Source organism: Epilithonimonas sp. JDS (genome assembly GCF_021261315.1).
Classification (GTDB): Bacteria; Bacteroidota; Bacteroidia; order Flavobacteriales; family Weeksellaceae; genus Epilithonimonas.
The window spans coordinates 1,341,672-1,368,079 of record NZ_JAJSAX010000001.1; the positions used below are offsets into that span (position 1 = coordinate 1,341,672).

Genomic DNA, 26,408 nt, shown 5'->3' on the forward strand with positions numbered 1-26,408 from the left:
AGAATAAACTATTTATTTTTTTCGATAACTTCTTCTACAAAAACTCTTCTGCTGACTGCATCGTAAGCTTCCGTTTCGCCCAATTCCACAAGGTCTTGTCCGGCAGAAGTTCTCATAGAATAATTGGCCAAATTCCCTGTTCGTCGGCAAATTGCGTGAACTTTCGTCACATATTCTGCGGTTGCCATTAGATTTGGCATTGGGCCGAATGGTCTTCCAAGAAAATCCATATCCAAACCTGCAATTACGACTCTTATTCCGTTGTTTGCCAATTGATTAGCAACTTCAACAATGCTTTCGTCAAAAAATTGCGCTTCGTCAATCGCCACCACGTGACAATTTGAACCCAGCAAAAGTATTTCGGATGGACTTTCAACAGCCGTACTTCTGATTTTAGTTTGATTGTGAGAAACCACATCTTCGTCGGAATATCTTGTGTCGATTTTCGGTTTGAAAATTTCCACAATTTGACCAGCCATTTCTGCACGGCGAAGCCTTCGGATGAGTTCCTCCGTTTTGCCGGAAAACATCGACCCACAAATAACCTCCATCCAACCACTTTGTTTGGAATGATTGATTGTATTTTCTAAAAACATTATTAATTTAGCAAAAAATTGTTTTAAAATTCAATTAAGAAAAACTTAACGAAATCCTTTTACAGAACAAAATTGTTCTTAAATTTATAAACATCAAATTTAAGTAAAAATTAATAAGATTTATTATGCAAAACTTGCAACATCCATACGAAGAAATTTTCGGTGAAATCAAGATTCTATTGGCAGAATTGTCGAATTCTGATTCCTATGAAAATCTTTTGACCAAAGAAAATCAGCTGAATCAGCTTTATCAAAAATTCTCTTTTCTGAAAATTTCGAATGAATTTGGTTTTTCGCCAACCACAAATGAATCGTTAGAAGTTACTGAAAATCAAGAAACAAACCTTGATTCTAATTTGAATTCTGTTGAGGAATTTGAGGATGAGAACAAAGTAGCGGAAATCATCGTGGCAGAAACTGAAGTTCACGATATTTTTGATGATGTTCCGGAAGTTGAGGAAGTTCATTCATTTAAAGAAATTGATGAGCAAGAACATTCTCAGGCAAATGTGGTTGAGGAAGTTTCCAATTTTGCAAAAATCGAATCTCAAGAAAATGAAGTTGAAGAGGAATTTCAATCTGAAGAAATTTCAGTTTTAGAAGATGAATCTGTAGAGGAAGTTTCCAGTTTTTCAGAAATTGATTCCAAGGAAAATGAATTGGTAGAAGAAGTTTCAAACTTCGCTGAAATCGATTCTGAAGAAGAGAAGATTGAGGAAGAAATTCACTCTGAAAATTCTCAATTTGTAGAAAATGAATCTGTTTCGAATTTTGACGAAATAAATTCTGAAGAAAATAAGGTTGAGGAACAAGTTGAAGAAAACGAATTTGTTTCTGAAATTGAGGAAAATTTGTTGCAAGACAGTTCTCAGAAATTAGAGCCAATGCAGGACAGCCAGTTCTCTTTTGCGATGAATAAAGAAGAAATCCAAGCCCCAAAAGAAGAAAATTACGAAGAACGACTTGCTGAGAAAGAAGCCAAACTGAAAGAATTGGAAGAGAACCGCAGAAAAATCGTGGAGCTTTCCAAAAACGCAGTTCCACAGGAAAAGCCAAGACAAGATTACGAAACGCAAGACGAACATCCAGATAAAAAATTCAGGCTCGCAAATATCAAAGGTTTGAAAGTGGCCAAATCACTTTTTGATGATGACCATTTGGAAGATATGGAGCAACATCAGCCAAAACAAGAATCGGGAAGCCTTTTGAAAAATAATGTGCCAACAGATTATATGGAAGCGCCAAAACCAAAACCGGAATTTAAGCTCGACCTTAATGACAGAATTGCTTTCTCTCAACATCTTTTTGATGGAAGTCAAAGTGAATTGAATCAAGTGGTTACGGTTCTTAATTCTTTTACTTCGCTTGATAAAGCTCAAGAATTTTTGAGCGATATCTATTACGAAAGAGATTGGAAAAAAGTGGATAGTTATGCACAGAGATTGTGGACTTTGGTAGAAAATAGATTTTTATAAATGAGTGGAATTTTATATTTCGTACCAACGCCAATCGGGAATTTGGAAGATATGACCTTCCGTGCGGTAAAAGTGCTGAAAGAAGTAGATTATATTTTATGCGAGGACACCAGAACTTCGGGATTTCTTCTGAAGCATTACGAGATTTCAAAACCTTTGAAGTCCTATCATTTGCACAATGAGCATAATATGACAGAAAAGGTCATTAATGATTTGGAAAACGGACAGACGATTGCGATTATCACGGACGCCGGAACACCAGGAATTTCTGACCCAGGTTATCTCTTGGCAAAAGCTTGTGCGGATAAAGATTTGGAAATGATATGTTTGCCTGGTGCAACAGCCTTTGTTCCCGCGCTTGTAGTTTCCGGATTACCGAATCACGATTTCTATTTCGCAGGTTTCCTTCCACAAAAAAAAGGACGACAAACCAAACTGAAACAATTGGCAGAAGAAAAGAAAACCATCATTCTCTACGAAAGTCCACATAAAATAAATACAACCTTGGAGCAAATCAAAGAATTCTTCGGGGATGAGACCAAAGTCAGCTTGAGCAGGGAGATTTCCAAAAAATTTGAGGAAACAAAGCGCGGAAATATTGATGAGTTGATTGCATTCTCGAAAAGCAAAACTTTGAAAGGTGAGATTGTTTTGATTGTGAATAATTCTCTTTAGAAAATGAATTTGCTGAGATTCTTTTTTCTGTTGATTCCTACCTTTTTCCTTGCTCAAATTAGCTATGAAGGGAAGATTGGAAATTATCCCGTCGAAATGGTTTTGAATGTTGAAGAGAATTCTACAAATGGAGTTTATATGTATTCAAAATATAATCAACCCATTTCTGTAATAGGAAAACTTGAAGATAAGAATCTTGTTTTGTTTGAATCTGAAGGAAAAATTAAAACAGGAAAATTCGTTTTTGAAAATTTCGAAGGCTTAAAAGAAGAATATTTTGGAACTTGGACAAATCTCAAAACGAAAACACAGCTGGATGTTCATTTAAAGAAGAAAGAAAACCAAAAATCTTTCTTGCAGGCTGAAAGTACAAAGCAGTTTTATTTCAGGGGAATTCAGGAAGACGAACAATCTTACCTTTTGATTATCAATAAAAAAGACAATCAGATTTTTCAAAGAATGAAGATGGAAGAATGTGGATTTGATGGCATTTATGACGTTTCGGTGGACGATTATAATTTCGATGGTTATGAGGATTTTCCAAGTTGCACACAATCTTACGCAGGTCCCAATACAAGCAAAACTTATTTTTTATTCGATTCAAAAAAGAACCAATTTTTTGCAAGTGATTTCTACGGAACTTCTTTAGAATTCGATTCTCAAAAAAAGGAAATCATCGAAACCAACCAATGTTGCGCAGGTGCATCCATCATCAAGAATATTTATAAGGTAGAAAAAAATCAGATGAAGTTGGTAAAAGCGCATTGCTATAAATGGAATGATGAGCTTCAAAAACACGTAGAAAGTAAACCAAAAGATTGTGAATAATTCTTAAAATACTATTTTTGCCATAACAATTAGAAAATACGATACAACTATATGGGACTATTAGAAGGAAAAGTTGCAATCATCACAGGTGCAACCCGAGGAATCGGAAGAGGAATTGCTGAAGTTTTTGCCAAAGAAGGAGCAAAGATTGCGTTCACTTACGCCGGTTCTGTTGAGAAAGCCAAAGAATTGGAAGCAGAACTCAGCAAAACCACTCAAATCAAAGGTTATCAGTCAGATGCGTCAGATTACGATGCCGCTCAGAAATTGGTAGATGATGTTTTGGCAGAGTTCGGAGCGATTGATATCTTGGTAAACAACGCTGGAATCACACGTGACAATCTGTTGATGAGAATGTCAAAAGACGATTGGGACACCATTATCAAAGTGAATTTGGACTCCGTTTTCAACCTGACCAAAGCCGTTATCAAACCAATGATGAAAGCAAAATCCGGTTCCATCATCAATATGACCTCCGTGGTTGGCGTGAAAGGAAATGCAGGACAGGCAAACTACGCTGCTTCCAAAGCTGGAGTAATTGGTTTCACAAAATCCATCGCCTTGGAGTTAGGTTCCAGAAACATCCGTTGCAACGCCATCGCGCCAGGTTTCATCGAAACCGAAATGACTGCTGCATTGGACGAAAAAACTGTTCAAAACTGGAGAGATGGGATTCCATTGAAACGTGGCGGACAACCTGAAGATGTTGCCAATGCGTGCGTTTTCTTCGGTAGCAATATGTCATCATATATTTCCGGTCAAGTCCTGAATGTTGACGGCGGAATGTTGACTTAATAAAATTTAAAATAAAAATGAAATGCAGTGAGAGCTGCATTTTTTGTTTCATTATATGCCTATTTACTTTCCTGTAACGTTTGAACTTTTTGGTAACGAAATTCTCCTGCATCCTGTTTTGGAATCTGTAGGGATTTTTTTGGCAATGCGTTATTATTTTTATCTAAAAAGAAAATCGAAGGAGAAATTACCGTTAAATGTTTCATTGGCAGTTTTAATTGGCGCAACAGCTGGCGCATTGATTGGTTCTAAGATCATTGGAAATTTAGAAAAACCGAGTGTACTTTTCAGTCATGATTTTAACTTTGTCAGATTCTGGACCAATAACACAATTGTTGGCGGATTAGCCTTTGGACTGATAGGTGTAGAACTCGCAAAGAAAATCGTAGGACACAAAGAAAGCACAGGCGATTTGATTGTTTATCCGCTATTATTGGCAATGATCATTGGCAGAATTGGCTGTTTTTTCACAGGAATTTATGAGGAAACTTATGGTTTGCCGACCGATTCAATTTTCGGAATGCATTTGGGAGATCAATATCTCAGACATCCGGTGGCGCTTTATGAGATTGCATTTCTTCTATTCCTCTGGTTTGAACTTAAGATGATTGAAGGGAAAAATAAGTATCCATCGGGATTTCTGTTTCAGATCTTTATGCTGAGTTATTTCTGTTTCAGGTTTTTTCTTGATTTTGTCAAACCAAGGGAAGAAGTCATCGGAAACTTTGGAACAATCCAGATTGTGTGTTTATTGGTAATTTTATATTACATTTATAATATCAACAAAACAATTCAAAAACGAAGCAAATGAAATCATTAACCCTATTGGAAGTCGGAGGTCTGGGCGGATTAGTAGCGATGATTATTGCGGTGATAGTCATTATTTCTGTAGTTGTTTCCGTGATCATCACAGTTATTGCAAAACTAATTTATGAATCAAAGGATAATCGCAAATTCACAACCAAACAATTTTGGCAAACGATGCTGATCACACTTTTAATCTGCGGCCTTATCAGTGGAATGGTTTGCGGAGGAATACTTTCTGTAAGTTAAAAATTATGCCAGTTAGAGATTACACCTATTACGATTACACGATCAGTCTTTGCCCGGAATGTCTAAAGCGTGTCGGCGCAAAGATCATCATTGAGGACAATGCGGTTTTTATGACCAAAAGATGTCCGGATCACGGCTTTTTCAAGACCAAAATTGCGACTGATGTTCCTTATTATAAGAATATCAGAAACTACAACAAAGCTTCCGAAACGCCCGTTCACTTTGGGACAGATGTAGAGTTTGGTTGCCCTTATGATTGTGGTCTTTGTGTGGATCACGAGCAACACAGCTGTCTATCCATCGTGGAAGTTACGGATCGTTGCAATCTGACTTGCCCCACTTGTTATGCAATGTCATCACCGCACTACGGAAGTCACAGAACTTTGGAAGAGATTGAGGCGATGTTTGACACCATTGTTCACAACGAAGGCGAACCAGACGTGGTACAGATCAGTGGAGGAGAGCCAACGATACATCCGGAGTTTTTCAAAATAATGGATATTGCGAAGACAAAACCGATCAAACACCTGATGCTTAATACAAACGGCATCCGAATCGCGAATGATCCCGGTTTTGCAGAAAAGCTCGCCACCTACGCGCCAGAATTTGAAATTTATCTCCAATTTGATTCCTTCAAACCGGAAGTTTTAGAAGATTTCCGGGGGAAAGATTTGACTAATGTGAGGATGAAAGCTTTAGAAAAACTCAATGAATTGAATCTTTCCACAACACTCGTCATCGTTCTTCAAAAAGGAAAAAATATAGACGAAATTGGAAAAATTATAGAATTTGCCTTAAAACAAAAATGTGTCCGCGGAATCACCTTTCAACCAGTCGAGATTGCCGGCAGAAACAGACAGGATTCGGCGCACGAAAAAATTACATTGACGGAAGTTCGTCAGGAGATCCTTGATCAGTTTCCACTTCTGAACGGAGACGACATTATTCCGGTTCCGTGCAATCCCGATTCCCTCGCAATGGGTTATATTTTGAAATTAGAAAACGAAATTATTCCATTAACAAGATACATCAATCCAGCCGATCTTCTAAACAACGAAACCAAAAATACCATCGTTTATGAACAGGATACAGGTTTGCAGATGCAGCTTTTGGATATCTTCAGTACAGGCATTTCCGTGGACAAAGTTCAGCCGAAAGTCAATCAGTTATTGTGTTGTCTGCCAGAGGTTTCTGCGCCTAATTTGGACTATGACAACTTGTTCAGGATCATCATTATGAATTTTATGGACGCCCACGATTTTGATGTCCGTGCGGTCAAGAAATCCTGTGTTCACATCGTCAACAAAGACCTGAAAATGATTCCTTTTGAGACGATGAATTTGTTTTACAGAGACAGTAAAGTTCAATATTTGGAAGAGCTTAAAAAGGAAGGAAAGGTTTTGTTTTAAAATAATCAATAGTCTGGATTTAAGAGGAGAAAAATTTGCTTTGTAAGAATTATGAGAATCAACGGAAAAATTTATAGTAACATTTTATTGGTTTTTGCTTTGGAATCGGAAGCTGGAAAAGAGTTTGAAAATTTCAATAAATTATTCGTGGGAATAGGAAAGGTTAAAGCGACTTATAATCTGACAAAAGAAATTCAGAAATCTAATCCGGATTTGATTATCAATCTTGGAACTGCAGGAAGCACGACTTTTGACAGAGGAAGTATTGTTAATTGCCATCGTTTTATTCAGAGAGATATGGATGTTCGGGCTCTAGGTTTTCAGAAGTTTGAAACACCATTTTCAGAAGAACCGATTCTTCTTGAATATGGATTAAATATAAAAAATCTTCCAAACGGAATCTGTGGTTCCGGCGACCAATTCGAAATTGAACATATCAATCCGGAATACAACGTCATAGATATGGAAGCTTTTGCACTTGCGAAAGTAGCGGAACAGGAAGGCATCGATTTTCTGTGTCTAAAATATATTTCTGACGGAGCTGATGGGAATGCAGCCGATGATTGGACAATAGAAGTCAAAAAAGCTTCGATTGCTTTAAGAAGAGAACTAGACAAACTTAAATAAAAAAAACAGCCACAATTTGGCTGTTTTTGTTTATTGTAAATTAGTTTCTTAACCGTTAAAAACCTGATTCTCCTGCTCCTGAACACGGATAAAAGTCGTTCGCTTAGAAAGTTCTTTCAGTTTCGATGCGCCAACATAAGTACAAGTCGAACGAACGCCACCGAGAATATCTTTCACCGTTTCAGAAACTGGACCTTTGTATTCTACCCTCACAGTTTTTCCTTCGGAAGCACGATATTCTGCTACGCCACCGGAATGTTTGTCCATCGCAGTTTGAGAACTCATTCCGTAGAATAATCTGAAAGTTTTTCCATTTTCTTCTACGATTTCGCCACCGCTTTCGTCGTGTCCGGCAAACATTCCGCCGAGCATCACAAAATCTGAACCGCCACCAAACGCTTTTGCCACATCGCCGGGAACTTTGCAACCGCCGTCGCCAATGATTTGTCCGCCCAATCCGTGCGCTGCATCAGCACATTCGATGATGGCGGAAAGTTGCGGATAGCCAACGCCGGTTTTTACACGTGTTGTACAGACCGAACCTGGACCGATTCCTACTTTGATGATATCTGCGCCGGCCAAAATCAATTCTTCTACCATTTCGCCGGTTACGACGTTTCCAGCGATAATGATCTTATCTGGGAAATTTTCTCTGGCTTTCTTCACAAATTGCACAAAATGCTCAGAATAACCATTCGCAACATCGATACAAAGAAACTGGATCTTCGGATTGACGTCCAAAATCGTTTTTATTTTTTCTTCGTCCGCTTTTCCGGTTCCGGTGCTGAGTGCGATGTATTGATAGAATTCGTCGGATTTTCCAGCTAGGAATTGATTCCATTCTTCTACTGAATAATGCTTGTGGATGGCTGTGATTATTTTTTCTTTGGACAAGGCTTCTGCCATTTTGAAAGTTCCGACTGTGTCCATATTCGCAGCAATCAAAGGAACGCCGCTCCATTTTTTCTGGGTGTGCAGAAAAGTGAATTCTCTTTCTATCGTAACTTCGCTGCGGGATTTGAGTGTGGATCGTTTCGGGCGAAACATCACATCTTTGAACCCCAACTTGATTTCGTTTTCTATTCGCATACTTCAAAATTAATATAATTTTTTTTGAAAATGGTGATGTTTGATGTTGAAAAATTGATTTGAACCAAATGTGATTTGGATTTGGAATCCGCAGCCCGGCTTGAATGGATCCCGCTGTAAAATCGGGAGGAAACGGAAGACGGTAAAGCTGCCCAAAATATTCAAATAAGAATTTCTATTTTTGTTAAAGATGAAACACCTCGTTATTATTGGTCTCGTAATTCCTGAGCCAGCTTCTACTGCAGCTGGTCACAGAATGATGCAGCTCATCCAGCTTTTTTCTGAAGCAGATTACAAAATCACTTTTTTGACAGCTTCAAATAATGTAGAATTTTCAGAAAAAATTGAGATTCAGAAGATTGAAATTAATAATGAAAGTTTTGATGAGAAAATTAGAAGCCTTAATCCTGACGTTGTTCTTTTTGACCGATATGTGACTGAGGAACAATTCGGTTGGCGCGTTTCTGAAAATTGTCCGAATGCTGCGAAAATCATTGATACGGAAGATCTTCATTTTTTGAGAGAAGCAAGGCGAAAGGCTTTTGTTGAAAAGAGAATTGTCGAGAAAAAGGATTTAATTAATGATATTTTTGTGCGGGAAATTGCATCGATTTTGCGTTGTGATTTGTCGTTGATTATTTCAGAATTTGAATATAATTTGTTGGTTGATGATTTTAAAATCAATCCGAATTTACTTTTTTACATTCCGTTTTTGACTGAAGGTTTTGAGAAAAGTAAAACATATTTCGAAGACAGAAAACATTTTGTAAGCATCGGCAATTTCCTGCACGAGCCGAATTGGCAAACGGTTTTGAAGTTGAAACAGATTTGGAAATCGATCAAGAAACAACTCCCGGAAGCTGAGCTTCATATTTATGGCGCTTACACAAGTCAGAAGGTTTTGGAATTTAATAACGAGAAAGATGGATTTCTGGTGAAAGGAAGAGCGAATTCTGTTGAAGATATTTTTAATAAAGCAAAAGTTCTTCTCGCGCCAATTCCTTTCGGCGCTGGATTGAAAGGGAAACTTTGGGAAAGTATGAAATTTGGATTGCCAAATGTGACAAGTTCAAATGGCGCAGAAGCGATGCACGGCGATTTGCATTGGAATGGTTTTATCGAGGATTCTGATGAGGTTTTTGTTGATAGAGCGGTTGAACTTTATCAAAATGAAAATCTTTGGAATAAGGCTCAGGAAAACGGTTATCAGATTTTGGATTCTTTGTTCAGGAAAGATTTGTTTGCGGATTCTTTCATTAGTAAAGTTTCGGAAGTAATGGAAAATCTGGAAAATCACAGAATTGAAAATTATCTGGGGAAAATCCTGCAGCATCATCAATTGAATTCGACAAAATATATGAGTCGCTGGATCGAGGCGAAAAATAAGAAAACTAACTAAAACTGGAAATTATGCAAACGTGTAAAAATTGTGGACATCGTTTTGAGGGAAAATTCTGCAACAATTGCGGACAAACTGCTGATACGGAAAGAATCGATTTTCACTTTTTGAGACATGAGATCCCGCACAGTTTTTTTCATATCGATGCAGGTTTGTTGTACACCAGCAAGAAGCTTTTTATAAGGCCTGGTCACGCTATCAGGGAATATCTAGAAGGCAAGCGTGTGAATCACATCAAACCGCTGTCATTTATCCTGATCTTGGCCGGATTTTACATTCTGCTTTGTCATTGGTTTCATATCAATCTTTTTACATTGTCCAGCGATTCGGCTGCCAAAATCAATGTGGAAAAGAATTCTTTCCATCTGGATGAGTTTATGCTGAAGAATTTTGGCTGGCTTACGTTGGCTACGATTCCGCTTTATACCATTGGAACGGCTGTCTGTTTTTACAACAAAGGATACAACTTTACGGAATATTTGATTTTGAATACCTTCAAAGCTGGTCAGAGGCTGATTGTCCAGATTTTATTTTTACCCTTTATTTTCCTGATAAAACATTCGCTTAGCATTAATATGGTGATGCTGGTCATTTATCTGATTGATATTGGACTAAATTTTTGGACGAATATTCAGTTTTTTAAATCGATGAATTCTGTGAATGTTTTGATAAGATCTACTTTGAGCCACATTATCCTGGTCGTTCTGCTAATGATTGTTGTGTTTGCATTGATGCAGATGAACGTGTTGGTTTAAGAATAAAGGGTGAAAGTCATAAAAAAGAAAACCATCCCGAAACTTCGGGATGGTTTTGCTTCCCGAATTCTCGGGACTAAGCCTCAGAAGACCCTCTTATTAATCCCGAAGCTTCGGGACTCTAATCAGGTGAGCTAACATTCCTTCAAGAATCGTGTCTTCTTTTAGAATTTTCTCAATGAATATTTTTGATTTTTGTCGTTTGATGAATTTTTCGATTTTTATCGCATCGCTTTCATTACCTTTTACATCGAATAACCCAACTAGATTCCAAGGTCTGTGTTTTGAAGTGAAAGTATTAACTGATGTTTCGTTATGTTCACGTAAGCGTCTAGCAACATCAGCCGTATATCCTGTGTAAAAAAGATTGGATGTTTCTGAAAATAGAATATAGATATAAAACATTTGTAATTTTAAATCAAATATATCTAAAAAAAGAAAACCATCCCGAAACTTCGGGATGGTTTTGCTCCTCTTGCTGGGCTCGAACCAGCGACCCTCTGATTAACAGTCAGATGCTCTAACCAACTGAGCTAAAGAGGAATGTTTCTTTTTGCTTTAAGCGTGTGCAAATATAGAAACTTTTTTAAAAACTCCAAAACTTTTTTTGAAACTTTTTTTATTTTTTTTAGCCTATAGCCTGCACTATCAGCTTAACTATATCATTTCCAAATATTAACACCATCAGTCCCAACAAGAAAATTACACCCACCATTTGTGCATTTTCCAAAATTTTCTGAGGAACTGGTTTTCTCGTGATGATTTCCCACAATGTAAACAAAACGTGACCGCCGTCCAAGCCTGGAATCGGGATCAAATTAAGGAATGCCAGCCAGATCGAAAACTTAGCCGTAAAAGCCCAGAACTCGTGCCAGTTGATAGAAAGACCGCCGTCTTTGTTCTTGTCTACGTGCATATTGTTTACGATTGCAATCGGTCCGCCTACTTTTTTGTAACCTTTAATCGTTTTATTAAAAATCAATTTGAATTGTTTTACCTGATAAGTCAAACTTTCAATCGTTCTCGTGTAACCTCTTCCAATTGATTCACCAAATGTGTAATGGTTCAGCGTGATCATTTTTTTGTAATCTTTGAATGAGCCAACTCCAATCTTTCCTTCCTTATCCACAGGAATTGAAATTGGAACCAACGTCTGTCCACGATCCACAACTAAGTCAACTTTTGAACCTGCTTTTTTAGAAACAATAGGCGCTAACTCGTCGTAGTACTCGATTTTTTGATTATCAATACTTACGATTTTATCTCCAATCTTAAGACCTGCATCCATTGTCGATTTTTGATTAATCGTATCTACAGTTGGAACAATTCTAGGCATCAGGAAAGCTTTCGGCGTTTCTGCCTGCAAAACCAATGCTTTTCCGGCATCATTGGTAGCGAAAGTCACCTCTTTTCCGTTTCTTAGAACAGTAATGTTGTCACTCAACAAAACATCCAAAGATAATTTGTCGAAATCCTTTTGCGTTTTACCATCAACTTTCAAGATTTTATCACCGTTTTCAAAACCCATTTTCAGTGAAGGTTCAGAATAATACATTTTTCCGCCCAATTTCTCGGTGTCATAATTTTCCTCACCATAGAAATAAGACAACGAACCGAAAATTAACCAAGCCAAAAAGAAATTAACCGTCACACCGCCAAGCATAATGATTAGCCTTTGCCAAGCTGGTTTCGCACGGAATTCCCAAGGCTGAGCGGGTTTTTTCAATTGCTCCGTATCCATACTTTCGTCCACCATTCCGGCGATTTTCACGTAACCGCCAAAAGGAACCCAGCCGATTCCGTATTTCACACCCTCGTGTTTTCTCCAATCGTTTTCAGGAAGTGTGGAAACATCAATAGGTTGAAGTACTTTTTTCCCGTCAATCTCAACCTCTTCTTCAGTGGGTTGGTTTTTGGAAAGGAATTTATATTGCCATTTTCCATTGATCTTTTTCATTGCGAAAATGGAAAAATAAGGGTCGAAGAATAAAAAGAATTTGTCTACTTTGGTTTTGAACCATTTCGCCGGCAGGAAGTGCCCGATTTCGTGTAAAGTTACAAGGATAGAAATGCTCAGGATAAACTGAAATATCTTTAATGCTAATTCCATTAATATGTTTTAAAATTATAAGTTGTCAAAGGTAATCAATTCGTCAGAAAGTATACCAATGTAAAATACGCGTCTTTTTGTCATCAATAATCCGGTTTTCTAAAATTTGATTATGATTTGGGCAGCTTTATCCGCCTTCCACTTCCTCCCGATTTTACATCAGGATCCGTTCAAGTCGGGCTGCGGGAGATTCTATAAATTTACATTAGATATAAATTTAAATCAGTAATTTTAAGTCTCAAATTAAAAATGAAATTATGTCAAATATTCAAATGATAATCGAGGAAAGAGCAGCCGACATTGGAAACTTCCTGGTTGGAAGATTGCTCCCTTTTTCTCAGAAGCGAAGCGTTGGGCCTTTTGTTTTTATCGATCATATGGGACCTGCAGCACTCAAAGATTATGAAAACCTGGACGTTCCGCCTCATCCGCACATTGGACTTTCAACCTTGACTTTTTTGTTTGAAGGAAGCATTATGCACCGCGATTCCATCGGAACAGAAATCGAGATCAAAGAAGGCGCTGTGAACTGGATGACCGCCGGAAAAGCCGTTGCCCACTCCGAAAGAACACCGGAATATATGAGGACATCCGAAAAAAATCTTCACGGATTGCAGATCTGGGTTGCTCTGCCAAAAGAACTCGAAGATATGGAACCGGAGTTTTGTCACATTAATAAAGAAGACATCCCAAGCTGGAAAGACAATGAAGTGGATTATAAATTGATCGCCGGAGAAATCCTTGGTCGTAAATCGCCGGTTCCGGTTTATTCGCCACTTTATTTCCTTGAAGTGAAAAATACTTCTGTGGAAGACAAAGAAATTATTTTGGGTGATTATCTTTTCGGAGAATCTTCTCTATATATATTAGAAGGAAATATTGAAAGTGAAGGCAACCTCTACAACCCAAAACATATTTTAATTGCGAAAGATGCAAAGCTTTGTCATTTCGTTTTGAAGCCCAATTCTACAGTTTACATTTTCGGAGGCGAGCCGTTTCCGGAACCCAGACATATCTATTGGAATTTCGTTTCCTCGGAAAAAGAAAAAATCGAAGCTGCTAAAACAAGATGGGAAAACCACGAGTTCCCTAAAGTCATCAATGATGATGGCTATGTTCCGCTTCCTCCGCAGAATAAGAATCTTAAGCTGAAATAATCGATGAAAAAAAGTTTCACATTTGGTTTCGTATTAATTTTAGGATTGATGAATTCGCAAGTCCATCGTTTTTATTATGAAATGACTTATTATTCGCACAAAGATTCTATACAACCAGAAAAGGAAATGATGGTTTTGGATGTTGTAAAAGATGAGTCACTTTTCTTAAGCTACAAGCAGTTGGAATTTGATTCAACATATATTGCAGGTGTGAAAAAGGCAAGACAAGCTGGTGAAGAGTTTATAGATCCGCCTTCTTCTAATTTCAAAAAGTGGAGTTTCAGAGTCAATAAATTAAAAAAGGGAAAGCTGATTTTCAATGATTTTATTGGAATGAGCGAATATTACAATTACGAAGAAAAACCAGATCTAAAGTGGAATATCACTAATTTCATTGAGAAAATTGGAGATTACGAAACACAAATGGCGACAACTTCTTATGGCGGAAGGAACTGGACGGCTTGGTTCACAACAGAAATCCCAATTCAGGACGGACCATACAAATTCTCAGGTTTGCCGGGATTGATTGTAAAACTTCAAGATAAGGAAAGATACTATTCCTGGATTTTGGTTGGTAACAAAAAGCTTAATCAAGATATTAACACAAATAAACTAAACAATTTGGAATTTCAAATGGGAAAATCTGTGAAACTGGGCAAAGAAGGCTTTCAAAAGCGGCTAAAGGATTATGAAAAAAATCCAATGTCCCAAATGATGCAGATGTTTGATGAGAAAAATGCTGATTTGTTGCAAGCCCTAAAACAACAGGAAGTACGCCTAAAAAAGCAGATTGCATTTTATAATAATCCAATCGAAATTAAATAAGTAAATATTTACAATACAGAAAAAGACCGGCATAGTTCCGGTCTTTCTATTATAATTAAAGTTGTAGTGTAATTAATACGCTGGATTCTGCGGAAAGTTTTTGTTTTGATTAAGGTCAATAACGGTTTGTGGTATTGGTCTTAATATTTTCTGCTGTCCGTTATTTCCTGCAAATTGTGATGCATTTGTGATCTTGTAATTGTACTTAACCGTGCGCTCAACAAGTTTCCCTGTTCTTTTCAGGTCAAACCATCTTGTGTATTCTCCAAGCATCTCTCTGCCTCTCTCGTCCAGGATGTAATCGATGTTGAATTCTCCGGCAGTTGCAGAAGGAACTTTGGCTCTGGTTCTTACAACATTCAGTCTTTCTAAACCCGTTGCAGGATTTCCGGCTTTCAGATAAGCTTCGGCAGCCACCAAATAAGTCTCTCCAAGTCTGGCAGTAATAATATCTCTGGTACTTACAGGTCCTGTGCTGGCAGGTGTTGTAAGTGCTGGATCATCAAATTTCTTAACAGGAATAGTCTGATAGTCTAGGTTTTTGATCAATGTATAAGCCGCGTCATAAGTTCCCCAGTCGTGATAAACAAAGCCTGTTGCTAATTTTGCTGCATTATCTGTCATCCATGTCGCTTTATCTGCAGCAGTAAACCATTTCGGAGAGTAAAAATGTTTGATCTTTAGGGTGCTTTGGTCTGCGACTCTATAGAAATCATAATATCTTTCGTAAACAACAGTCATAAATGTAGCCGCCCATCTGGAATCTTCTTTGGTATATAGACCCAAAGCATAAGCCGTAGGACAAAGATTATAACTTCTCAAAGGCGCACCTCCGTTGGTCTCAGAACCACCAAGGTAAGAACTGAAGTAATAGAATTGTTTATTACCCAAAGTAGTAGGAGACGTGGCTGTAGACGCAGGATCATACTGAACGGAGAAGATTGTTTCCGCATTCAAATCAGTTGTTGGCGTGAAAAGCTGTCCGTAAGGTATTGTTAATGATTGTCCACTAATCGCCGCATCTGCGTAAGTGGCAGCTGTTGCAAAATCAGTCGCTTTCCCAAAGGTTTCGTAACCTCGAGTTAAATATACTTTTGCCAACAAATCGTTTACGGCTCTTTTGTTAACTCTTCCTGTGCTGCTGTAAGCTGCGGTTTCTACACTTGCCAAAGAAGCTTCCAACTCTTTGATGATAAAATCATAAATCTCTTCAGCTGTATTTCTGTCAAACTGCAGAGGTGCAGGAGTTGCAAAGTTTTCTGTCACAAGAGGAACGCCACCATAGGTTTGAACCAATAAGAAATAAGCATTAGCTCTTAAAAACTTTGCTTCCCCTACCAGTACTGGTACCTTTGCCGTTTGTTCTGTAATTGTCGAGTAATAAACGGTTTTGTTAACCGATTGTATCAATTGATAACAAGTAGTGTAAAGTTGGTCTACGCCTTCAGCCGATGGAATAAGTTGTGAATATTGACTTAGTCCTGCGGGTTCTGCAGTTCTGCCTTCTGCATACATATCGGTACCGGCAACGAATAACCACGGATCACCACCATAAATGCTTTTCAGCCAAGCGTAATTTGTATTGACTAATAACTGAAAACCTGAAGCGGTTGTATATGTTTCATCTGCGGTAACGAATGACAAACTTTCTTCTTCTATAAAATCACTGCAAGAACTAAATAATGTTGCAACGATGCCTAATATAAATATTGATTTTTTCATAAGATTTATTTTAAAATTTAGCACTTAAACCAAATTGTGTAGTGACGGATGCGGGTCTGTTGATACCGAAAGCAGAGGACGCCCATTCCGGATCATAACCATCAAATTTTGTAAATACGAATGGATCCAAAACATTCACATAGATTCTTAAACTATTGATTTTCATTTGGCTCAAAAGATTTGAACTGAATGTATAACCCAAAGATATATTTTTAACTTTTACGAATGACGCATCTCTGTAAAATGCCATTCCTGAGGCCCAAAATGCACCAGCGCCTGTAGCTTGCGGTCCAGGTTTTGGATTTTCTGTATTGGGATTGGCATCTATTCCTGCGCCGTTAGTTGGAATAAAATAGTCCATTGCGATTTTCTGTCTTCCTCTGTCCGTTACATCAGCAAAGTTTCTGTGGAATGTACTCAAGACGGTTTGGCCTTGATTTGTAATCACCGAGAAATTGAAATCAAAATGCCCAAAAGTTAATTTAGAATAAAAACTTCCCTGCCATTTTGGAACAGAACTTCCGATTACCGCTCTGTCATTGGCATCAAATTTTCCATCGCCATTGATGTCTTTTGGTCTTGCCATACCTGGTTTTTGACCATATGTTGCTGCTAATGCCGCTTCGCTTTCTTGCCAAACGCCATCATAAACATAATTATAATTCGGATTTAAACTAGATCCTAATATTAAATTATTACCAATATCATTAGCTACAGTTTGACCATAGATTGAAGTCAATTCGTTTACATTTTTGGTAAAAGTGAACGTGGTTTCCCAAGTAATTTTTTCACTTTGAATGTTTCTTGTTGTTAAAAGTACCTCAACTCCTTTATTACTAACAGATCCTACATTGGCATAAGTATTTCCCCTTCCTGTCTCCGCAGGTAATTGTTGCCTGAAGATCAAGTCTTTCGATTTTCTGTCGTAAACATCTACAGTACCAGTAATTCTGTTTCTCAAGAATCCGAAGTCTAATCCAAAATTCAATTCTCTTGTTTTTTCCCAAGTTAAATTTGAGTTGGCTAATGTTTGCGCCTGCATGCCGGAAACTACAGTGGTGCCATTGGCATAAAATGTTTGTTGGTTTAATAATTCTTGTGTTGTGTAAGGAGGCACATTGTTGTTTCCAGTGTAGCCAATACTTGCTCTTAACTTTAGGTCAGATACAACTTTGCTGCTTTCTAGGAATGATTCTTTGCTTAGTCTCCAAGCCAAAGCTAAAGATGGAAAGCTTTCCCATTTGTTTCCCGGAGATAATACGGACGCACCATCATATCTTGTAGAAGCAGTTACCAAGTATTTACCTTTATAAGCATAGTTCAGACGCGCGGCATAAGAATTCAATGTATATTTTGGAAAGGCTGATGTCACTTGGAAACTAGTTTGTGTTCCTGATCCTAAATTATATATTCCTGTATCAAAAGGTTGTCCGTAAGCATATGAATACGATGCCATATCCTCATTATAGAAAATACTCTGCAATAGTAATAAGCTTAAGTCGTGAGAATCTCCAAAGGTATGTTTCAAATCGATTTGATTATCCCAGGTATAATTGAAGTTGTCAGATCGTAATATTGAAGCAGAATTTTTGTTATTTACAAGAACGCCGGCATTGGTTTGTGCACCATTAGAAATACCAAGTTGTGAAGTGGAAAATCCTGTGGAGAATGTTGTTCTGAAAGACAACCACTTTTTAGCTTGATATTGGAAGAATACATTTCCTAAAGCCTGCCATATCTTTTCTGTTTGAGACGAATTTGCTATTTCACTCAAAGGATTTGGGGTACTGGTTTTATCGATAGCCCAAGTTCCGTCAGGGTAAGTGAGTTTTCCAGGTAAGAAGAATTTGGTTCCTACTAATTCGTTACCATTTGCGTCAATCGCCCACGGTGACATCAAAGGACTTAGTCTGAAAGCTTCTTGCATTGCAAGATCACTTCCCAGTTCCGTTGTTATTTTTGCAATGGTAACATTGGCACCAGTAGAAAATTTATCATTAATCTTATGAGTGACCCCAAGCTTGAAGTTGTATTTATCCTGAGAATCTTTATCAATCAATCCTTCATCTTTTTGAACACCGAATGACATATTGTAGGCCAATCCGTTTTCTGCTCTGCCAGATAGATTAATATAATGATTTTGTGTCGCTCCCGGTCTTAGAACCGCATTATACCAGTCAAAAGTATAACCGCTTTTACCTCTTGCTACCAATAATGGACTTCTTGTTCCTACCAATCCTGCCAATTGTTCTGGAGTCTGTGTAAGCGGAGTAGCACTCATGTAAGCCACTTGATGGAATTTATACCATTCTTCACCTGTCATCATTTGAGGTAGTCTGACAGCGCTCTTTACACCATAAGAAGTTTCAAGTTGTATAGAGATTCCTCGCTTTGCAGTTGATCCACTTTTTGTGGTTACGATGACAACACCGCTTGAACCTCTGGAACCGTAAATTGCAGCAGACGCTGCATCTTTCAACACGTCCATTCTGGCAATATCCTGAGGATTTAGGAAATCGATATTATCTAACGGAACGCCATCTACTACGAATAGAGGATTTCCGCTGGCAGTCAAAGAGTTAGCGCCACGGATGATTACTTTAAAACCGTCTCCGGCACGTCCTGTATTGGAGGTGATATTTACACCTGGCGTACTTCCCTGGATGGCTTCCAAAGGATTGGTATTGTTTCTTTCCGTAATTTTTTCAGAACTGATGGTGCTTACAGATCCTGTTAAATCGGTTTTTTTAACACTTCCGTAACCAACAATTACGACTTCCTCAATTTTTTTTTCGCTGCTCTTTATCGTGTCACTTGTCCCGGTTTCCTGAGCAAATGCAACGGCTGATGAGAACAAAAAGAAAACGGCAATTGTTTTCCGAAAATCTAGCTGCGATCTAGATAGTTTTTCATGTGGCATAACTTTGACTTTTTTTAGATTATTAATGATTCGATGCAATCGATTGCACAACCGCAAAAAATGTTTTTCCTATATTAACACTTTTTTCATATATCGTAATATTTTGTTAACAAATATTACACATTAAAATTTAAGTCATTGAAAGTCAAGCTATTTATTTTTTAATTTTAACAATTGTTATATATTAATCAAAACAAATAAGCTGATTTCTGTCATATTTTGTCTTGAAAAATTATCCAAAAAACAATGCAAAAAACAATCTTCTGCGATATTTTGAAAAAAAAACAACAATTAATCAAAATTATTGCATAATAATCAGGAGTATTCAATTGTAGTTGTTAATCGGTAAAGAATTTGCTCATTTATAATTGTCCAAATCTGATAATCTATATTTTTTAATCATTTCTAAAAAAGCAAAAAGCATCTGATTTCCGATGCTTTTTATACGATTAAATTGGTTGAATTCTAAAAGGAATAGGAAACTCCAAAACTTCCATTATTACCGGCTTCTACAAATGCGCCCCAGTTTTCCGTGAAGAAATATCTTGCGCCAATGTAAACGCCCAATCCAAAGTTTCGGCCGGCAACGCCGACATTCGCTCCAGGATAAATATCGAGTTCTGGAGGTAAAGCCAAAGTCTCCTGCAAGTGAAATCCTACCCGTCCGAAGATAAAAGGATTGTCCTCGTCTTCATTAAAATAAACATTGGCACCTCCGCCAACAGAGATCAAACTGTTCAGTCCATAGTCATAGCTCGCAGCGATTCCAGTCCCAAGTCCCCAAGCGTTGATTCCGGCCTGTGCTTTCTGATCTCCAGCGCCTGTCCAAGCTTGTGAAAAACCAAACACGCAGAAATTAATTGCTGCCAATGCAAAAATCTTTTTCATAATTAATTCAAAATATAGTTTCTAAAACGTTGTTTCCCGTGTTTTATTTCCCTTTTTCGCCAAATGAAAACAACAGATAGAATAAAAAAGGCAATATAAAAATACTTCCCAAAAGCAAGGCCCAGCCCAATGCAGCAATGGTTTTTGGCGCCGCACTTTCATCGAACAAAGATAATGAACCGCCGTTTGCAAAGAGAATAATATCCGGATTGTGCTGATAAGTTGCAGCCACCAGAATCATAATGATCTGAAAACCACCAAGAATCCGAGCCAGCAAAAAATTGCTCTTTTTAATAGCATCATTTGTAAAAAGTAAACTGATCGTTGCCAACGTGATGGCAATGATTCCCAAAGCTTTGGAAAAAATCCATTGTAATAAAGGAATGTGGGAAAAATAGGCGCTAACGAAAACAAAAATGCCTGTGACAATTACATAAAATGCAGTTTGCCTTGTTTTTCGGATCATAATCGGTAAAACATCATCACTGAATCTGGCCTGATGTAGAGAAAATAATGAGGCTAGATATGCGCAAAGTGCCACTGTGAAAAGTCCTACGCAAACGCCAAACCAATTGAGCCAGCTGAAAATATAAAGTCCAAGGAAATCTTTTGCATCCGTGTCAATAGACCCTGAAATAGTTGACGCGGCGATCATTCCCAGGAAAAAAGGCGTTAGTAGGCTGGAATAATAAAAAATCTGAGTGTAAAGTTTCTGCCAGCTGTCGTGCACTGCATCGTAATTTCTGAAAGTAAAAGCAGTTCCTCTCGCAATAATTCCTACGAGCATTAAGACTAATGGAATGTGAAGATAAGTTGAGACCGTGGTGTAAATGGTTGGAAAGCCAACAAACAGAATGACAATCGCAATAATGAGCCACATATGGTTGGCTTCCCAAATTGGTGCAATCGATTTCAACATAATTGATTTTGTCTTGTCGCGATAAGATTTTCTCGAAAATAATTCGATGATGCCAGCGCCAAAATCTGCACCGCCGGTTATTAAATATAAACAGATCGAAACCCAAAGAAATGCAATTACAACGTAGATCATTTTATTTGGTTTTAGGATTATAATTAGGATCAGTCGGGTCATACAACTTCGGAACCATCTTGATTTGTCTTAATAAAAGAAAAATTATGATTAATGACAACGACAGGAAAACCAATGTAAAAAAGTAAAACGAATACTGGATTCCCGGCATCGGCGTCACAGCATCAATAGTTCGCATGATTCCGTAGATGATCCACGGCTGTCTGCCAACTTCGGTGACTGTCCAGCCGGCTTCCAGAGCAATATAGCCAAACGGAATTGCAGCAATGAAAATCTTCAGAAACCAGGATTTTGTCAGCCATTCCTTTTTCCAGAAACTCGCAATTAGATATAATCCAGCAATTCCCATCATCACACTGCCAAAGAATATCATAATCTGGAAAGCATAATGAACCACAGCAACAGGCGGCCATTCATCTTTCGGGAAATCTTTCAGGCCTTTCACTTCGGCATCAAAATCGCCCCAAGCCAGGAAACTCAACACTTTCGGAACTTTGATTGCGTATTTTATCTGTTCATTCTCTTCGTCCGGAATTCCGCCAATGACGAAGCTTGCACCTTTTTCGGTTTCGAAGTGCGCTTCCATCGCCGCCAGTTTTATTGGTTGTCTCTTTGCAACAGATTTTGCGGCAACATCACCACTGATTGGTGCTAATAAAGCTCCGAAAATCGCAAAACCAGCAGAAATCCTGAACGCTTTTGTATGGAAACTGATATTTCTCTTTTTCAAAATCATTAAAGCGTGAATTCCTGCCACTGCAAATCCAGTTGCTGCAAATGCTGCCACAGTCATATGAAAAGCCTGTGGAAACCAAGCCTCGTTGAACATTGCTTTGATGGGATCAATGTTCAGATATTGTCCATTAATATAATCGAAACCAGCCGGACTGTTCATCCAAGCATTGGCTGCAACCACGAGGATTCCGGAAGCCAATCCGCTCACACCTACGACAACGCCACAAAACCAGTGAAACCATTTGTTGAATTTTTCCCATCCGTAAAGAAAGAAACCAATGGCGATCGCTTCAATGAAAAATGCTGTCCCTTCCAAAGAAAAAGGCATTCCGAAAATAGGACCTGCGTGCTCCATAAACTTTGGCCAAAGCAATCCAAGTTCAAAAGACAGCATCGTCCCGGAAACGGCACCTGTAGCGAAAAGTATCGCAACACCTTTGCTCCAGGCTTTGGTAAGACCTTTGTAAACTTCGTCTTTGGTTGTGAGATATTTGTAATGAGAAAACGCCATCAGAAAAGGCATTACCATCCCGACACACGAAAATATGATGTGGAATCCCAGAGAAACTGCCATCTGAGAACGGGCAGCCATAAAATCATCCATAACCTTAATTTGATGGTAAAGTTAGGTTTAATTTCAAAGGTTTCGCTAGTCGATTGCCAAGACAATTATCATATTTTTGTGACTCACAAGATTTTACTTCCTTTTTAAAGTTTCAAATTTTGCGGTTCAATCTTCGTAAATACAATAATGATTTTGCCGGTTTTAATTTTCAAGGTCTTTCTCAATCGATTCCAAAGAATCTATCACCTTGGAGATTTTTTCATTCTGTTTTTTAATCTGTCTTGGTCTTAAGAAAAACCAGGCGATTGCTAACCACAAAAATGTTAATCCATAAGCCAATGTTGCGCCTAGCGTTGACATTCTCATGGCAAATTCGTAAAAGTAAAAAGCAAAACCAGCTGTCAACAAAACATAATAAATACTGATGCCTTTCGTCTGCATATAAAGTTGCTGCTTTTGCAATTTTTTCAAAGAAGCCAGATATTCCTGATTATTGATTGAAGGATTAATTGTGCGAATGACATTCACATTCTGAGAAAACAAATAAATGTAAAGTGCCAAAGCAATCAAAATCAAAGCGATTCCCAGAGTCGTCGTAAACATTTTAAAATCTATCACATACCAAATCAGGACAATCATTACAGCCGTAATAGAAAGACTGAAAATATGCCAGAGCGTAGATTGCAGCTGTTTCTTTTTGTATTTATCAGCAGTAGATTTTATCTCCTGAATGTTGGGAATTTCCGTATTTTTCTTATTCCAAATGTCTTGGAAATTAATATTTTCAGTTGACATAATTCTTAAATTTTTGGGTTAATTTTTCTTTGATTCTGTGTATTTTAACTCTCACATTTGCCGGAGATATTCCAACGACTTCTGCAATGTCTGCCTGTTTCATCTCTTCAAGTTCCAGTGAAATAATGATTCTTTCCAATTCTGGCAACTCCGAAATGCATTGGTAAAGAAAATCCGTCATTTTATCCTGCTCCGCCTTTTGGTCTTTTTCAGAATGATCTTTCAGTTGATAAGGCAATTCGCTTTTTGGCATTCGCTTCTCAATATTAATCTGCCTTAGACAAATATTGGTCGCAATCCGGTAGATCCAGGTTCCGACAGCAGCTTCCTGGCGGAACTTTGGCAATTGCTGGAAAACAGCTACGAAAGTTTCCTGACAAAGATCCTTCGCTGCATCATCGTCATTCACATAACCCATACAGAGGCGGAAAATCCGTTTCCAGTAATCGTGGTATATTTCTTCGAAGTTTAAAACCTGCATTGTCTTGTTTTGAAATTTAGAGTCTAAGTAAAAGAAAATGTTACACATTTGGACAAAAAAAAGCGTCCCAAAATTTCGGGACGCTTCAGAATTATGAAGAATTAGATTTATTTTTTAATGATTTTTTTACTCACAACTTGGTCATCGGCAGTCACGATTCTAAGAACGTACACGCCTTTTGGAAGTTTGGAAACATTCATTTCAGTCTTGTTGCTTTCCAATAGTTTCTTGCCATTCATATCGTAAAGAGAAGCAGATTTCAGATTTTTGCTGTCGATGTGCACAACGTCAACAGTTGGATTTGGATACACCAAAACTTTTGCTTTCTCATTCGAAACTTCGTTGTTTGCAAGAACTTCGAGATTCAGATTGTATCCCAAAAGACCCAAATCTGTTGAGGCAATGTAGATGTAAGCTTTTTTGTCGGAGAAATCAACTGTCACAGAATTACTTTCGGTCTGCAAAAGATCAGCTCTCGGAACTGTACTCCAATTACTGCCATTGTCAACAGAATAATGAATGTCGAAAATGTCGAACTGACTTGTGTAAGTCGTTGCCAAAAGAACGCCGGAATTAACATCGGAATAGAACACTTTGTTTGCCACAAACTGCGAAACCAGATTCCAGCTTACGCCTTTATCATTCGAAACAAAAACGCCGGATGAGGTTCCCAAAGCCAACTGATTCAGGTTTTTTGGATTTTGAACAATATCGTAAATTGCTGTGTCAGAAGTCACATCATCACCTATTGCAACCGCTGTCCAATTTTCGCCGCCATCAATGGTTTTATAAATTTCTGACCCGATCAGGATGAAAAATTCAGTAGAAATGTTATTTGGATGTAATAATTTGAAAACCGGATTTGCTGTTGGCAAAGCAATATTGGTCACAACAATATTATTCTGATCATTAAAATTGATCTTATTCAGTTCGCCCTGACCCCAATTGTTGAAAGTGGTCATAATCTGATTGGTAACCTGAGGATCCGGAATCACACTTGTAAGACCAGCAGAGAAAGTACTGAAGATCGGACTGAAAGTTGATCCAAAATCATCACTCAGTGATAACGTTGATCCCATAAAACCGCCTGCGAAAGAATACATACGGCCTTCTTTTTTAGAATCCGGAAGGTAAGCAGTTCCATTATTAGTACTAAAGATATTAAGCGGAACGATATTGTGCGCCGTTTCGGAATTGTTTGCAAGATTTCTGTGGACAAAACCGCCCTGAACACTGTAGTACAAATGTCTGGAAGTTGCATTTTCAAACAAGTTAACGCCTCCAGTAGAACTGTAAAAAGGTGTTTGAATCTGAGTCAAAGTCGCTGCATTATCAGTAGAAAACAAAGGTTTGTAGTTGGAAGTAATCGCCAATTCTCCTGCTTTGAACGGATTGAAACTCGCTTTGATCCCGTAATAATAACTGTCCAGATTATCATAAGGATATTCTACATTCTGCCAAGTGTCTCCGCCATCTTTTGTGGAGATGATTTCGTCTTCTTCCAAAACAATTACGTGGTTGTTGTCGTGCGGATCAAACTGAATATCAATGATGTCATTCAAAATTCCATTGGTTCCGAAAGTGATATTTTCATCTTCCCAAGTTTCGCCACCGTCAGCAGAATGGTGAAGTTTTTCTGTCGCTGCTCCAAAACTGATTCCTGTACCAGCATAGATTTCGTTTGGATTATTCGGATTGAATTCCAAAGTGCTAAGAACACTTCCCGCAAGTTTTTCGGTGAAATTATCGCCGCCGTCAGTCGAGATTCTCAATCCGCCGTAAACACCTTCGCTTCCGTTTCCGTTGGCAACGTATAATTTATTTTTATCAGTCGGGCCGTAAGCTACATAGCTGGTAATGATATTGTTGTGGTCAGGAGAATAATAAACTTCTTTCCAGGTTGTGCCGCCGTCGCTGGTTGTGTAAACTCTGTTTGCCGTTCCCCAGCCAAATGGGAACTGAGAACTCACAATCAGGCTGTTTTTATCACTTCCGAAAAAGTTGTACGCATTGATAAAAGGTACTTCATCCAGATTTGGTAAAGAATAAGTTTTGGTAAGGGTTTTTGTAAGAATATCCAGAATATGTAATTCTCCAACACCACCTTGAGTCGCGGTAAAAGATAGGAAAGTTCCATCTTTACTGATATTCAATTTTGATAAACTGATGCCACCACCAGCTGCAGGAATAGAATAGAACACTTCCCAAGTCGCTCCATTGTCGTGCGAAACTACAATGTGGCTCGTGATGGTAATGGCGTAGATCGTATTTTGATCCTTTACGCTATAAGTAAGATCGAAAATTCTTCCGAACTCATTTTTGCTCAAAACTTCTGTTTGAGCGTTGGCATTGCCTGTAAAAAGCACAAACAAAAAGCCAGCTAAAAAAGTAATTTTCTTCATATATCTAATTTTATACTCAAATGTTGTGATAAAAATTAGCAATGCAAAAAAATACG

Annotated in this window: 24 protein-coding genes and 1 tRNA gene; 12 read left to right on the forward strand and 13 right to left on the reverse strand. The window is 38.0% G+C overall.

Annotation, left to right across the window (positions count from 1 at the left end; genetic code table 11):
- Positions 1-8: 8 nt before the first annotated feature.
- Entirely contained in the window at positions 9-596 is a 588-nt protein-coding gene (locus LUD75_RS06335; protein WP_232704813.1) for a thymidine kinase, read from the reverse strand.
- A gap of 125 nt (positions 597-721) precedes the next feature.
- Here LUD75_RS06335 and LUD75_RS06340 point away from each other — a divergent pair, with 125 nt between their 5' ends.
- From LUD75_RS06340 to LUD75_RS06375, 8 genes are read left to right on the forward strand one after another with little or no spacing between them, the layout of a single operon-like run.
- On the forward strand, positions 722-2,071 hold the full coding sequence (locus LUD75_RS06340; RefSeq protein ID WP_232704814.1) for a hypothetical protein: 1,350 nt from the start codon (positions 722-724) through the stop codon (positions 2,069-2,071).
- The gene (gene rsmI / locus LUD75_RS06345; RefSeq protein WP_232704815.1) at positions 2,072-2,746 is read left to right on the forward strand and encodes a 16S rRNA (cytidine(1402)-2'-O)-methyltransferase; all 675 of its coding nucleotides are present in this window, start codon (positions 2,072-2,074) and stop codon (positions 2,744-2,746) included.
- A 3-nt stretch (positions 2,747-2,749) separates the two neighbouring features.
- Positions 2,750-3,574, forward strand: coding sequence for a hypothetical protein (locus tag LUD75_RS06350; RefSeq protein WP_232704816.1), 825 nt, complete (start codon positions 2,750-2,752; stop codon positions 3,572-3,574).
- 51 nt (positions 3,575-3,625) lie between these two features.
- Positions 3,626-4,369 (forward strand): 3-oxoacyl-[acyl-carrier-protein] reductase, encoded by a 744-nt coding sequence (gene fabG, locus LUD75_RS06355; protein ID WP_034973620.1) that lies wholly within the window; start codon positions 3,626-3,628, stop codon positions 4,367-4,369.
- Between the two features lie 55 nt (positions 4,370-4,424).
- Positions 4,425-5,180, forward strand: coding sequence for a prolipoprotein diacylglyceryl transferase family protein (locus LUD75_RS06360; RefSeq protein ID WP_232704817.1), 756 nt, complete (start codon positions 4,425-4,427; stop codon positions 5,178-5,180).
- Entirely contained in the window at positions 5,177-5,422 is a 246-nt protein-coding gene (locus tag LUD75_RS06365) for a hypothetical protein (RefSeq protein ID WP_232704818.1), read from the forward strand. Before LUD75_RS06360 ends, LUD75_RS06365 begins: the two co-directional genes overlap by 4 nt.
- 5 nt (positions 5,423-5,427) lie before the next feature.
- Positions 5,428-6,831, forward strand: coding sequence for a radical SAM protein (locus LUD75_RS06370; RefSeq protein WP_232704819.1), 1,404 nt, complete (start codon positions 5,428-5,430; stop codon positions 6,829-6,831).
- A gap of 51 nt (positions 6,832-6,882) precedes the next feature.
- Complete coding sequence (locus tag LUD75_RS06375) at positions 6,883-7,458, forward strand: nucleosidase (RefSeq protein WP_232704820.1); 576 nt, start codon at positions 6,883-6,885, stop codon at positions 7,456-7,458.
- 48 nt (positions 7,459-7,506) lie between these two features.
- On the opposite strand, the gene LUD75_RS06380 is transcribed toward LUD75_RS06375, so the two are convergent.
- The gene (locus tag LUD75_RS06380) at positions 7,507-8,547 is read right to left on the reverse strand and encodes a GMP reductase (protein ID WP_232704821.1); all 1,041 of its coding nucleotides are present in this window, start codon (positions 8,545-8,547) and stop codon (positions 7,507-7,509) included.
- 190 nt (positions 8,548-8,737) lie between these two features.
- Between LUD75_RS06380 and LUD75_RS06385 the strand changes: the two genes are divergently transcribed.
- Positions 8,738-9,946, forward strand: coding sequence for a glycosyltransferase (locus tag LUD75_RS06385; RefSeq protein ID WP_232704822.1), 1,209 nt, complete (start codon positions 8,738-8,740; stop codon positions 9,944-9,946).
- A gap of 11 nt (positions 9,947-9,957) precedes the next feature.
- Positions 9,958-10,701, forward strand: coding sequence for a DUF3667 domain-containing protein (locus LUD75_RS06390; protein WP_232704823.1), 744 nt, complete (start codon positions 9,958-9,960; stop codon positions 10,699-10,701).
- A 99-nt stretch (positions 10,702-10,800) separates the two neighbouring features.
- On the opposite strand, the gene LUD75_RS06395 is transcribed toward LUD75_RS06390, so the two are convergent.
- From LUD75_RS06395 to rseP, 3 genes are all read right to left on the reverse strand, one after another.
- Positions 10,801-11,106 carry a GIY-YIG nuclease family protein gene (locus tag LUD75_RS06395; protein ID WP_232704824.1) on the reverse strand — a complete coding sequence of 102 codons (306 nt, stop codon included), beginning with the start codon at positions 11,104-11,106 and terminating at the stop codon, positions 10,801-10,803.
- A gap of 64 nt (positions 11,107-11,170) precedes the next feature.
- Positions 11,171-11,244 (reverse strand) — tRNA-Asn (locus LUD75_RS06400).
- A gap of 85 nt (positions 11,245-11,329) precedes the next feature.
- On the reverse strand, positions 11,330-12,811 hold the full coding sequence (gene rseP, locus LUD75_RS06405) for an RIP metalloprotease RseP (RefSeq protein ID WP_232704825.1): 1,482 nt from the start codon (positions 12,809-12,811) through the stop codon (positions 11,330-11,332).
- Positions 12,812-13,068: 257 nt separating this feature from the next.
- Here rseP and LUD75_RS06410 point away from each other — a divergent pair, with 257 nt between their 5' ends.
- Positions 13,069-13,968, forward strand: coding sequence for a pirin family protein (locus LUD75_RS06410; protein ID WP_232704826.1), 900 nt, complete (start codon positions 13,069-13,071; stop codon positions 13,966-13,968).
- 3 nt (positions 13,969-13,971) lie between these two features.
- Positions 13,972-14,793, forward strand: a complete 822-nt coding sequence (locus LUD75_RS06415; protein ID WP_232704827.1) for a GLPGLI family protein — start codon at positions 13,972-13,974, stop codon at positions 14,791-14,793.
- Between the two features lie 72 nt (positions 14,794-14,865).
- Here LUD75_RS06415 and LUD75_RS06420 read toward each other — a convergent pair whose 3' ends face one another.
- From LUD75_RS06420 to LUD75_RS06455, 8 genes are all read right to left on the reverse strand, one after another.
- Complete coding sequence (locus LUD75_RS06420; RefSeq protein ID WP_232704828.1) at positions 14,866-16,515, reverse strand: RagB/SusD family nutrient uptake outer membrane protein; 1,650 nt, start codon at positions 16,513-16,515, stop codon at positions 14,866-14,868.
- Between the two features lie 10 nt (positions 16,516-16,525).
- The gene (locus LUD75_RS06425; protein ID WP_232704829.1) at positions 16,526-19,435 is read right to left on the reverse strand and encodes a SusC/RagA family TonB-linked outer membrane protein; all 2,910 of its coding nucleotides are present in this window, start codon (positions 19,433-19,435) and stop codon (positions 16,526-16,528) included.
- 465 nt (positions 19,436-19,900) lie between these two features.
- On the reverse strand, positions 19,901-20,323 hold the full coding sequence (locus LUD75_RS06430) for a DUF6646 family protein (protein ID WP_232704830.1): 423 nt from the start codon (positions 20,321-20,323) through the stop codon (positions 19,901-19,903).
- A 43-nt stretch (positions 20,324-20,366) separates the two neighbouring features.
- A complete protein-coding gene (locus LUD75_RS06435) occupies positions 20,367-21,374 on the reverse strand; it encodes a cytochrome d ubiquinol oxidase subunit II (protein ID WP_232704831.1) in 1,008 nt (335 codons plus the stop codon).
- A 1-nt stretch (position 21,375) separates the two neighbouring features.
- Positions 21,376-22,713, reverse strand: coding sequence for a cytochrome ubiquinol oxidase subunit I (locus tag LUD75_RS06440; protein ID WP_232704832.1), 1,338 nt, complete (start codon positions 22,711-22,713; stop codon positions 21,376-21,378).
- A 162-nt stretch (positions 22,714-22,875) separates the two neighbouring features.
- Complete coding sequence (locus tag LUD75_RS06445; RefSeq protein WP_232704833.1) at positions 22,876-23,469, reverse strand: hypothetical protein; 594 nt, start codon at positions 23,467-23,469, stop codon at positions 22,876-22,878.
- Positions 23,459-23,950, reverse strand: coding sequence for a sigma-70 family RNA polymerase sigma factor (locus LUD75_RS06450; protein ID WP_232704834.1), 492 nt, complete (start codon positions 23,948-23,950; stop codon positions 23,459-23,461). Before LUD75_RS06450 ends, LUD75_RS06445 begins: the two co-directional genes overlap by 11 nt.
- A 107-nt stretch (positions 23,951-24,057) precedes the next feature.
- Complete coding sequence (locus tag LUD75_RS06455; RefSeq protein ID WP_232704835.1) at positions 24,058-26,352, reverse strand: T9SS type A sorting domain-containing protein; 2,295 nt, start codon at positions 26,350-26,352, stop codon at positions 24,058-24,060.
- Positions 26,353-26,408: the final 56 nt, after the last annotated feature.

What these genes read in the sequence shown, in the direction of transcription:
- LUD75_RS06415 (WP_232704827.1), top strand. Translation starts at nt 13,972, where the DNA reads ATGAAAAAAAGTTTCACATTTGGTTTCGTATTAATTTTAGGATTGATG.
- LUD75_RS06340 (WP_232704814.1), top strand. Translation starts at nt 722, where the DNA reads ATGCAAAACTTGCAACATCCATACGAAGAAATTTTCGGTGAAATCAAG.
- rsmI (WP_232704815.1), top strand. Translation starts at nt 2,072, where the DNA reads ATGAGTGGAATTTTATATTTCGTACCAACGCCAATCGGGAATTTGGAA.
- LUD75_RS06420 (WP_232704828.1), bottom strand. Translation starts at nt 16,515, where the DNA reads ATGAAAAAATCAATATTTATATTAGGCATCGTTGCAACATTATTTAGT.
- LUD75_RS06445 (WP_232704833.1), bottom strand. Translation starts at nt 23,469, where the DNA reads ATGTCAACTGAAAATATTAATTTCCAAGACATTTGGAATAAGAAAAAT.
- LUD75_RS06350 (WP_232704816.1), top strand. Translation starts at nt 2,750, where the DNA reads ATGAATTTGCTGAGATTCTTTTTTCTGTTGATTCCTACCTTTTTCCTT.
- LUD75_RS06410 (WP_232704826.1), top strand. Translation starts at nt 13,069, where the DNA reads ATGTCAAATATTCAAATGATAATCGAGGAAAGAGCAGCCGACATTGGA.
- LUD75_RS06390 (WP_232704823.1), top strand. Translation starts at nt 9,958, where the DNA reads ATGCAAACGTGTAAAAATTGTGGACATCGTTTTGAGGGAAAATTCTGC.
- LUD75_RS06360 (WP_232704817.1), top strand. Translation starts at nt 4,425, where the DNA reads ATGCCTATTTACTTTCCTGTAACGTTTGAACTTTTTGGTAACGAAATT.
- LUD75_RS06365 (WP_232704818.1), top strand. Translation starts at nt 5,177, where the DNA reads ATGAAATCATTAACCCTATTGGAAGTCGGAGGTCTGGGCGGATTAGTA.
- LUD75_RS06370 (WP_232704819.1), top strand. Translation starts at nt 5,428, where the DNA reads ATGCCAGTTAGAGATTACACCTATTACGATTACACGATCAGTCTTTGC.
- LUD75_RS06375 (WP_232704820.1), top strand. Translation starts at nt 6,883, where the DNA reads ATGAGAATCAACGGAAAAATTTATAGTAACATTTTATTGGTTTTTGCT.
- LUD75_RS06385 (WP_232704822.1), top strand. Translation starts at nt 8,738, where the DNA reads ATGAAACACCTCGTTATTATTGGTCTCGTAATTCCTGAGCCAGCTTCT.
- LUD75_RS06435 (WP_232704831.1), bottom strand. Translation starts at nt 21,374, where the DNA reads ATGATCTACGTTGTAATTGCATTTCTTTGGGTTTCGATCTGTTTATAT.
- rseP (WP_232704825.1), bottom strand. Translation starts at nt 12,811, where the DNA reads ATGGAATTAGCATTAAAGATATTTCAGTTTATCCTGAGCATTTCTATC.
- LUD75_RS06430 (WP_232704830.1), bottom strand. Translation starts at nt 20,323, where the DNA reads ATGAAAAAGATTTTTGCATTGGCAGCAATTAATTTCTGCGTGTTTGGT.
- LUD75_RS06455 (WP_232704835.1), bottom strand. Translation starts at nt 26,352, where the DNA reads ATGAAGAAAATTACTTTTTTAGCTGGCTTTTTGTTTGTGCTTTTTACA.
- LUD75_RS06380 (WP_232704821.1), bottom strand. Translation starts at nt 8,547, where the DNA reads ATGCGAATAGAAAACGAAATCAAGTTGGGGTTCAAAGATGTGATGTTT.
- LUD75_RS06450 (WP_232704834.1), bottom strand. Translation starts at nt 23,950, where the DNA reads ATGCAGGTTTTAAACTTCGAAGAAATATACCACGATTACTGGAAACGG.
- fabG (WP_034973620.1), top strand. Translation starts at nt 3,626, where the DNA reads ATGGGACTATTAGAAGGAAAAGTTGCAATCATCACAGGTGCAACCCGA.
- LUD75_RS06425 (WP_232704829.1), bottom strand. Translation starts at nt 19,435, where the DNA reads ATGCCACATGAAAAACTATCTAGATCGCAGCTAGATTTTCGGAAAACA.
- LUD75_RS06440 (WP_232704832.1), bottom strand. Translation starts at nt 22,713, where the DNA reads ATGGATGATTTTATGGCTGCCCGTTCTCAGATGGCAGTTTCTCTGGGA.
- LUD75_RS06395 (WP_232704824.1), bottom strand. Translation starts at nt 11,106, where the DNA reads ATGTTTTATATCTATATTCTATTTTCAGAAACATCCAATCTTTTTTAC.
- LUD75_RS06335 (WP_232704813.1), bottom strand. Translation starts at nt 596, where the DNA reads ATGTTTTTAGAAAATACAATCAATCATTCCAAACAAAGTGGTTGGATG.